The sequence below is a fragment of the Nonomuraea sp. NPDC059023 genome, from assembly GCF_042740095.1.
Classification (GTDB): domain Bacteria; phylum Actinomycetota; class Actinomycetes; order Streptosporangiales; family Streptosporangiaceae; genus Nonomuraea.
The window spans coordinates 56,490-64,618 of sequence record NZ_JBHYIO010000052.1; the positions used below are offsets into that span (position 1 = coordinate 56,490).

The 8,129-nt window shown below is 71.8% G+C and carries 9 protein-coding genes; 8 read left to right on the forward strand and 1 reads right to left on the reverse strand.

Features of this window, described 5'->3' with window-relative positions; all coding sequences use genetic code 11:
* The first annotated feature begins 51 nt into the window (after window positions 1–51).
* The 4 genes from ACFWYW_RS51800 to ACFWYW_RS51815 are packed head-to-tail and all read left to right on the forward strand — an operon-like array spanning window position 52 to window position 4,702.
* A complete protein-coding gene (locus ACFWYW_RS51800; RefSeq protein ID WP_379617249.1) occupies window positions 52–1,005 on the forward strand; it encodes a LysR family transcriptional regulator in 954 nt (317 codons plus the stop codon).
* Window positions 948–1,952, forward strand: coding sequence for a chorismate-binding protein (locus tag ACFWYW_RS51805; protein ID WP_379617251.1), 1,005 nt, complete (start codon window positions 948–950; stop codon window positions 1,950–1,952). The genes ACFWYW_RS51800 and ACFWYW_RS51805 overlap by 58 nt, the downstream gene beginning before the upstream one ends.
* On the forward strand, window positions 1,949–2,779 hold the full coding sequence (locus tag ACFWYW_RS51810) for an aminotransferase class IV (protein ID WP_379617254.1): 831 nt from the start codon (window positions 1,949–1,951) through the stop codon (window positions 2,777–2,779). The genes ACFWYW_RS51805 and ACFWYW_RS51810 overlap by 4 nt, the downstream gene beginning before the upstream one ends.
* Window positions 2,780–2,818: 39 nt before the next feature.
* Entirely contained in the window at window positions 2,819–4,702 is a 1,884-nt protein-coding gene (locus ACFWYW_RS51815; protein WP_379641338.1) for a protein kinase, read from the forward strand.
* On the opposite strand, the gene ACFWYW_RS51820 is transcribed toward ACFWYW_RS51815, so the two are convergent.
* Window positions 4,699–6,054 (reverse strand): LVIVD repeat-containing protein, encoded by a 1,356-nt coding sequence (locus tag ACFWYW_RS51820; RefSeq protein ID WP_379617280.1) that lies wholly within the window; start codon window positions 6,052–6,054, stop codon window positions 4,699–4,701. The two genes, ACFWYW_RS51815 and ACFWYW_RS51820, sit on opposite strands and share 4 nt — an antisense overlap.
* Window positions 6,055–6,138: 84 nt before the next feature.
* Between ACFWYW_RS51820 and ACFWYW_RS51825 the strand changes: the two genes are divergently transcribed.
* From ACFWYW_RS51825 to ACFWYW_RS51840, 4 genes are all read left to right on the forward strand, one after another.
* Window positions 6,139–6,798, forward strand: a complete 660-nt coding sequence (locus ACFWYW_RS51825; protein WP_379617258.1) for a DUF305 domain-containing protein — start codon at window positions 6,139–6,141, stop codon at window positions 6,796–6,798.
* A gap of 23 nt (window positions 6,799–6,821) precedes the next feature.
* Window positions 6,822–7,007, forward strand: a complete 186-nt coding sequence (locus tag ACFWYW_RS51830) for a hypothetical protein (RefSeq protein WP_379617260.1) — start codon at window positions 6,822–6,824, stop codon at window positions 7,005–7,007.
* Window positions 7,008–7,077: 70 nt separating this feature from the next.
* The gene (locus ACFWYW_RS51835) at window positions 7,078–7,572 is read left to right on the forward strand and encodes a DUF4352 domain-containing protein (protein WP_379617262.1); all 495 of its coding nucleotides are present in this window, start codon (window positions 7,078–7,080) and stop codon (window positions 7,570–7,572) included.
* Window positions 7,573–7,587: 15 nt separating this feature from the next.
* Window positions 7,588–7,908, forward strand: a complete 321-nt coding sequence (locus tag ACFWYW_RS51840) for a hypothetical protein (RefSeq protein ID WP_379617264.1) — start codon at window positions 7,588–7,590, stop codon at window positions 7,906–7,908.
* Window positions 7,909–8,129 lie beyond the last annotated feature (221 nt).

The window sequence follows — 8,129 nt, forward strand, 5'->3', positions numbered from 1 at the left end:
TTATAGGAGAGGTGCGAGCCATTCCACCACCGACTACATTGCATACCAGCCATGCTTGAGACGAATGACTTGCGGCTGTTCGACGAGGTGGCCCGCTCCGGCTCGTTCACCGCCGCCGCCGAACTGCTCGGGTACACCCAGTCCGCGGTCTCGCGCCGCATCGCCGCGCTGGAGCGCGAGGCGGGCGGCGCGCTGTTCGAGCGCCGCGCCCGGGGTGTACGGCTGACGCCCGCCGGCCACGCCCTGCGCCGCCACGCCCTCGCCGTCCTGGAACGCCTGGACCAGGCGGGGGAGGAGCTGGCCGCCATCCACGCCGGAGGCGGCGGCAGGCTGCGCGTGGGGGCGTTCGCGACCGCCAACGTCGAACTGGTGCCCGCCGCGCTCAAACGCTTCGCCGAGCGGGCCCCGGCCGTCGAGGTACGGCTCGCGGAAGGCCTCAGCCCCCGCCTGGTCGAGCGCCTGGAAGCCGGCGAGCTCGACGTCGCCGTGATCAGCGACTACCCGGCCGGGCTGCCCTCGGGCGGTCACACGGTGCCGCTGGGGGAGGACCGCCTGCTGGTGGCGCTCCCCGACGGCCACCCCCTCGCCGCCCGCGCCACCGTCGACCTGGCCGACCTGCGCGAGGAGACCTGGATCGAGGCCGCGCCGAGCGGCCAGCCGACGCTGCTCGTGACCGCCTGCGCCGCGGCCGGGTTCGTGCCGCGCGGCGGGCTGCGCGTGGCCGAATGGTCGGGCAAGTTCGGCTTCGTCGCCGCCGGGCTCGGCGTCACGCTCGTGCCGGAGCTGGCGGCGCGGGCCGTACCGCGGGGAGTCGTCCTCCGCCCGCTCGGCGCCGCCGCCCCGACCAGGCGTTACTACGCGGCGCTCCCCGGCGTCCCGCTGCCCGCAGCCCTGGCCTTCGTGGACTTGTTGTGCGAGGTGGCATCACGCACTGGGACAATGGGCGCGTGTACGACAGCTTCGCCCATGTCGGCGGGCGGCTCGCCACCGGCCTGCGCGACCTGACCACGGACCTGGCCGCCCTCGACGGCGAGGGCTGGTGGGCCGTGGTGGTCGACTACGAGGGCAAGGTCAGCTGCGCCCGCTTCGACCAGGTACGCCCCGACCCGCTGCCCCCGGCCGGACCCTGGCACGGCCCCGGCGCCCGCCACTGGCGCAGTTCCCTCGACCGGGCCGCCTACGAGCGCGGCGTCGAGGCCATCCGCGAGCACATCCGCCGGGGCGAGGTCTACCAGGCCAACCTCACCCGGATCCTGACCGCGCCGCTGCCACCGGAGGCCGACCCGCTCGCCCTGGCCCACCGCCTGGCCGAGCGCAACCCCGCCGCGTACGCCGCGGTGATCAGCCTGCCCGGCCGCGCCGTGGTCTCCGCCTCGCCCGAGCTGTACCTCTCCCGCGACGGCGCCGTCGTCGAGTCCCGCCCCATCAAGGGCACCGGAGCCACCGAGGCCGACCTGCTCGACAAGGACTACTCCGAGAACGTCATGATCGTCGACCTGGTCCGCAACGACCTCGGCCGGGTGGCGGCGGTCGGCTCGGTGCAGGTTCCCGCGCTGTGCGTGCCAGAGGCCTACCCGGGCTCGGTGCACCTGGTCTCGACCGTCCGCGCCCGGCTGGAGCCCGGCACGGGATGGCCCGAGCTGTTCTCGGCCACGTTCCCGCCCGGCTCGATCACCGGCGCCCCCAAGTCCTCGGCCCTGCGCATCATCAATGAACTCGAACCCGAGCCCCGCGGGCCGTACTGTGGGGCCGTGGGCTGGGTCGACGCCGACCGCGGCACGGCCGCGCTGGCCGTGGGCATCCGCACCTTCTGGATCTCCGGCCGGGAGATCCGGTTCGGCACCGGCGCGGGCATCACCTGGGGCAGCGACCCCCGGCGTGAATGGCAGGAGACCGAGCTGAAAGCATCCAGGCTCATCGCACTCGCATCTCGCTTTGGAGGAGATAGATGACAGTCCCTGTCTGGGTCAACGGGGAGATCCTCGACCCCGCCCGAGCGAGCGTCTCGGTCTTCGACCACGGTCTCATGGTCGGCGACGGCGTCTTCGAGACCATCAAGATCGTCAACGGCGTGTCGTTCGCGCTCACCCGCCACCTCGACCGGCTCCGGCTCTCGGCACGGCGCATGGACCTGCCCGAGCCCGACACCGACGCCATCGCCGACGGCATCGGCAAGCTCCTGGCCGCCGCCCCCGCGTGGCCGCTCGGCCGCATCCGCGTCACCTACACCAGCGGCCCGGGCCCGCTCGGCTCCGACCGCGGCGACCAGGGCGGCACCTCCGTCGTGATCGTGGACGAGCAGAAGCCCTTCCCCGGCACCGCCGCCGTCACCGTCGTGCCCTGGCCGCGCAACGAGCGCGGCGCGCTGTCAGGCGTCAAGTCCACCTCCTACGGCGACAACGCCAAGGCCCTGGCCTACGCCAAGGCGCGCGGCGGCGGCGAGGCGATCTTCGGCAACCTCGCCGGCAACCTGTGCGAGGGCACCGGCTCCAACATCTTCATCGTCAGGGACGGCCGCCTGATCACCCCCACGCTGGAGGCCGGGCCGCTGGCCGGAGTCACGCGGGCGCTGGTCGTCGAGTGGTGCGGCGCCGAGGAGGCCGACGTGCCGCTCCAGGCCCTCTACGAGGCCGAGGAGGCGTTCCTCACCTCCACCACGCGCGACGTGCAGCCCATCAAGCTGGTCGACCAGACCACGCTGCCGGTCGCGCCGGGACCGATCACCACCAAGGCCATGCAGGTCTTCGCCGAGCGCTCTGCCGCCGATCTCGACCCGTGAGCTAGTCTCGTGCCCCGCATACCGATCATGTGAGGCATCGTGGACATCGGCCCGTACCGCATCCTCCGCGAACTCGGACGAGGCGGTCAGGGCACCGTCTACCTGGGCCGGGACGACCGCGGCGAGCTCGCCGCGGTCAAGGTCGTCCACGGGTTCGACCGCGCCTTCGACCGCGAGCTCGCCGCCGCCCGCCAGGTGGCCGAGTTCTGTACGGCCCGCGTCCTGCGTGCCGACCTGGACCACAACCCGCCCTACGTGGCCAGCGAGTTCATCGACGGCCCCGCGCTGCACCAGGTGGCGCCGCTGCGCGGGGCGGCGCTGACCCGGCTGGCCATCGGCACCGCCACCGCGCTGACCGCCATCCACCGGGCCGGAGTCGTGCACCGGGACTTCAAGCCGGGCAACGTCCTCATGGGCCCGGACGGGCCGCGGGTGATCGACTTCGGCATCGCGCGGCTGGTGGACCTGTCCCAGTCGCAGGGCGCCGCCGGGACGCCTCCCTACATGGCGCCCGAGCAGTTCGCGGGCGGGCAGGTCGGGCCCGCGGCGGACGTGTTCGCGTGGGGCGCGACCATGGTGTTCGCCGCCTCCGGACGGCCGCCGTTCGGCTCCGACACCCTCGCCGCCGTCGCCTACCGCATCATCCACGCCGACCCCGACCTGGGCGAGCTGCCCGAGCCGCTGCGCACGATCGTCGCCCGCTGCCTCGCCAAGAACCCCGCTGCCCGGCCCACAGCCCGCGACCTGCTGCTGAACCTGCTGGGCGAACACGCCCCCGCCCAACCGGACGCCGCCCTACGCCAGGGCATGGCCGCCGCCCAGCCAGCGGGCGGCATGGGCCCCTCAGCGTGGCCCGCGCCGAGCGCTCCGGGTGCTGTGCCGGGCGCTCGGGGTGCCATGGCGGGGATGCCCGGCGCTCCGGGTGCTCCGGGTGCTCCGGGTGCTCCGGGTGCTCCGGGTGCTGCGGGTGCTGTGCCGGGGATGCCGGGTGCTCCGGGTGTCGTGCCGGGGGCGTCCACGGCGCCGGGTTCCCGGGGCGGGGCCGTACCCACGGACGGGACGCCGGCGCGGGCACGCGCGGGAGGGGTGTCGCGGCGGGCGGCGCTCGCGGGTGGTGTGGCGGTGCTGGCCGCGGCGACCACCGGCGTGGTGCTGTGGCGCGGCGGGCTCGGCCAGGGCACCGGCACCCGCGCGAACCCCACCGCCGAGAGCACGCCGACCGCCACCCCCACGACCTCGCCCACCACGTCGCCCAGCCCGAGCAGCACGCCCAGCAGCGCTCCCAGCCCGGCAGCCCCGCCCGCGGCCGGGCAACTCGCCGACGTCATGGAGAGCGCGGTCGGGCTGGCGCCGCTGGCCGACTTCACCCTCGACGCCCGCATCACCCAGGGCACCTGGCACACCACCGCCACCGGCCGTCTGGCCTACGACCCGCAGATCTCCGACGTCCGCATGGACGCGCGGGTCGTCGCCGAGCACGTCGAGCCCGCGCTGACCGGGCGCGTGCTGATGGCCGAGCAGGACTACGTCGGCGGCAAGCTCGTCACCGACCAGGCCAAGACCCCGATCATGCTGTACGCCCGGTTCGTGCACGCGGTCGCCTCGATCGCCAACGTGGCCGACCTGGCCAGGCTCACCTCAGGCGTGCAGTCAGAAGGCAGGACCTACACCGGCTCGCTGCCCACCACCAAGGGCCCGGAGTCGCTCTGGCGGCAGATCAGCGCCATCAACAACGACGAGATCCCCGAGGCGCAGCTCGCCAAGACCACGCTCTCCTGGGTGCTCAAGCTGGACGAGCGCAACCGGCCGCGCTCGCTGCGGCTGTCCTGGCACATGCTGCTCGACCAGGGCGCCCGGCTGACCTCCCCGTTCGACGTCACCTACAAGGGGTGGCGCGACGGGGAGATCAGCGAGCCCGGCTAGTACGACTTCTGCGTCTGGACGTTGAAGTCGTCCATCTTGACCTGCTTGGCCGGGTCGGTCAGCGGGTCGTCGATCTGGATGACGTCCAGGCCCTTGAGGATGTCGCTGGAGTAGATGTAGCCGTTGTAGTAGTACGCCGACCAGGAGCCGGCGATCGAGTGGTCGCCCCCGGCCGGGCCGCGGTCGAAGAAGCCGACCTCGCGCGGGTTGTTGGAGTCGGTGAAGTCCCAGACCGAGACGCCGCCCTGGTACCACGCCTGGACCATCACGTCCTTGCCCTCGATCGGCAGCAGCGAGCCGTTGTGGGCGACGCAGTTCTCGTTCGACGTCTGCTCGCGCGGCATCTTGAAGTAGCCGCGGCGTTCGAGCTTGCCGTCCACGATGTCGTAGATGGCGTTGGCGCCCTTGGTCTTGGGCGTCTTGCTGTCGCAGGTCGCCATCCCGCCGCCGCCGAGCTCGTCGCTGAAGACGACCTTGGTGGCGTCGTTGTTGAACGTCGCGGAGTGCCAGATCTGGAAGTTCTCGGTGTCGCGTACCTGTTGCAGGACCTTGGGCTTGACCGGGTCGGCGATGTCCAGCAGGACCCCGTCGCCGAAGCAGGCCGCGGCGGCGAGCTTCTTCTCGGGGTAGGCGGTGATGTCATGGCATCCGGCGGCGAACATGCCTTCGCCCTGGCCATCAGGGAAGATGTTCGGCTTTGCCACGATTTTTGCGGACTTGGGATTCTTTACTGGGATTTCTACGATCTGGATGAGTTCGTGGGGTGGCGGGCAGGTCTTCGAATCCGGCTCGGGGCCGGGGGAGGAGACATACACGTACAGCGTGTCGGGGTTCTTGCCCGGGACCATCGTGTGGGTGTGCGAGCCGCAGTCGGTGCGCACAGCGGAGACGTACGTGGGGTTCTTCTTGTCGCTGATGTCGAAGATGCGCAGGCCTTCCCAGCCGGACGAGGACGGTCCCGTGCCCTGCCCCGAGTCGCACTTCTCGCCGCCGCGCGGCTCGTCGATCGACAGGATCAGCAGGTCGCCGTAGACGGAGACGTCGTTCTGCTGCGACGGGCAGGAGACCTGGCTGACCGGCTTGGGCTGCGTGGGGTCGCTGATGTCGAAGATCGAGAACCCGCCGAAGTTGCCCACGAACGCGTAGTTCCCCTGGAAGGCCAGGTCGGAGTTCCAGCTCATCGGACCGTTGAGCGGCGCCGTCCGCGGCATGTTGGCGACCAGCTTCACGTTGTCGCTGGTCGTCACGTCGGCCATGGTCTTCGCCGAGGGCGACGCGCTCGACGGCGCCTTGCTCGCCGGACTCGGACTGGGCCCGGCGGCCGGTGCCCCGGCGCAGGCCGCCACCAGCATGACAGCCGCACCGACCACCGCCGCTCGTAGCTTCGCAGGGATCACGCGTGCACTCCTTCAATGTCGTGGCCCAGTATGGAAGCTATGTCAGTACAGTTCCGGCCGCGTCTTCTCTTCATCACAGTTCTGCTGACATTCGCCCTGGCCGCCTGCGCGACGGAGAGCGCCGGACCCTCTCCCGTCGGCACCGACGCTCCCGTCCTGGTCCCGCACGCCCCGGGATCTCCCGCCCGTACGGCCACGCCCGGCGAACGCCTTCCGCAGCCCGAGCAGCAGCCGTCCGCGGCCGACGTACGGTTCGCCGAAGGCATGATCCCGCACCACCGCCAGGCCCTGGAGATGGCCGGCCTGGTCGCCGAACGCACCCGTACCCCCTCCATCCGCCGCATCGCCGACCAGATCGCGCTGACGCAGGAACCCGAGATCCGCATCATGTCCGGGTGGCTGTCGGCGCTGGGCCGGGCCGTACCCCAGACTCACGGACACCCCACGGGACAGCCCGCGAACGGCATGGCCACCCTCACCGAGATGAACGCCCTGCGCGCGGCCCGCGACGGCCACTTCGACCGCATGTTCCTGCGCCTCATGATCAGGCACCACGAGGGCGCCCTGACGATGGCCGACGCCGCCCTGCGCGAGGGTACCGACCAGCGTATGCGCATGCTGGCCAGAGACGTGGCCGCGGGCCAGAGCATCGAGATCGCCCGCATGCGCGAGGCCTTGAGGTCATTACCCGCTCTTTAGGTTCCTGCCCCTACGCTTCAACCATGGCAATCTGGCGCACTTCCGACGGGATGCAGGTGGAGGCGGTCGTAGTCGACGATCAGCCCGTCCTGCGCGTGTCGCGGCGCGTCGAGGACAAGCTGTACTTCCGCGGCTACGTGGCCAGTGTGGACGAACTCCACAAACACGGCGTGGACCTGGCCGACCTGACCGAACACCCCGCCGCCTGACCTCTGGCGGAGCGCGGGCCCTTGCTGGTTAAGTGGTTGGCCGCGCGTCCGATCGCCAGGAGGCCCCCCGATGTCCCAGGTTCCGCGCACGCGGGTCGCCGTCGCCGCCGCCGCGCTCCTGATCGGCATCGTCGCCGTGGTGTTCTTCCTGCGTTCCGGGACCTCCGCGAGCATCGGCCAGGCCGTGACGGACGGCGGCTTCACGATGACCGTCACCAAAGTGGAGCAACTCGACCGCATCGGCGCCGAAAGCCTCGGCAAGACCGCGCGGGGACGGTTCGCCGTCGTCCACCTGTCGGTGAAGAACACCGGCACCCGGGCGCAGGCGTTCATCAGCGACTCCCAGAAGCTGCTGGCCGGCGGCGCCGAGTACCAGGCCGACCCGGGCGCCGCCGTCTACGTGGACGGAGCGGACTCGAAACTCCTCTACGAGAAGATCAAACCCGGTGACACGATCGCCGGCGCGCTCGTCTTCGACGTCCCCAAGGGCGCCCGGCCCGACAGCATCGAACTGCACGAGCGGGCGTCGTCCGGCGGCGCCCAGGTGAACCTCCAGGCCCAGTAGCCACTGCTCCTGCGCGTGATCGCCGGTGCGGGCGCGGCCATGTGCGCCGCGGGCGGCTTCTCGATGATCCTCGCCGTCTACCCGCCTGAAGAGCGCCGTCGTGTGTACGGCTACGCCGGCGCCGTCCTGGGCGGCAGCCTCGCCCTGGGCCCGGTCGTCGCCCAGGGCCTGATGGCCGCCGGAGGCCGGCCCCTCGTCTTCCTCGCCCCGCCGGCGTCGCCGCTCTGGCCGCATTGGCCACCGTGGGGCTGCCGCCCCTTCGTGGTCCCGAGGCGCCCGGGACCTTCGACCTCGCCGGGGCCGTACTTTTCGGGGTCACCATCGCCGCGGCGGTGACCGCGCTCGGGCTCGGCCCCGGTGTCCCTGGGTGGGCGCCCGCCGGGACCTTCAGCGCAGGGATCGGCCCCGCGAGGAGTCCCTCGCGGGGCGGTTGACGCGGACGATGCTCGCCGTCGGGCGGGCTAGTGGCAATGCCGGGAAGTTAAGGATCTTGGGTGGTCGTCAACTCGGGGTCGGTGTGGATGTCGATGGCGGTGGTCGTTTGGTAGTTGGTGCGG

Coding starts and splice junctions, on each gene's coding strand:
- ACFWYW_RS51800 (WP_379617249.1), top strand. CDS start 52: ATGCTTGAGACGAATGACTTGCGGCTGTTCGACGAGGTGGCCCGCTCC.
- ACFWYW_RS51835 (WP_379617262.1), top strand. CDS start 7,078: ATGTCCCAGGTTCCGCGCACGCGGGTCGCCGTCGCCGCCGCCGCGCTC.
- ACFWYW_RS51810 (WP_379617254.1), top strand. CDS start 1,949: ATGACAGTCCCTGTCTGGGTCAACGGGGAGATCCTCGACCCCGCCCGA.
- ACFWYW_RS51830 (WP_379617260.1), top strand. CDS start 6,822: ATGGCAATCTGGCGCACTTCCGACGGGATGCAGGTGGAGGCGGTCGTA.
- ACFWYW_RS51820 (WP_379617280.1), bottom strand. CDS start 6,054: ATGCTGGTGGCGGCCTGCGCCGGGGCACCGGCCGCCGGGCCCAGTCCG.
- ACFWYW_RS51825 (WP_379617258.1), top strand. CDS start 6,139: ATGTCAGTACAGTTCCGGCCGCGTCTTCTCTTCATCACAGTTCTGCTG.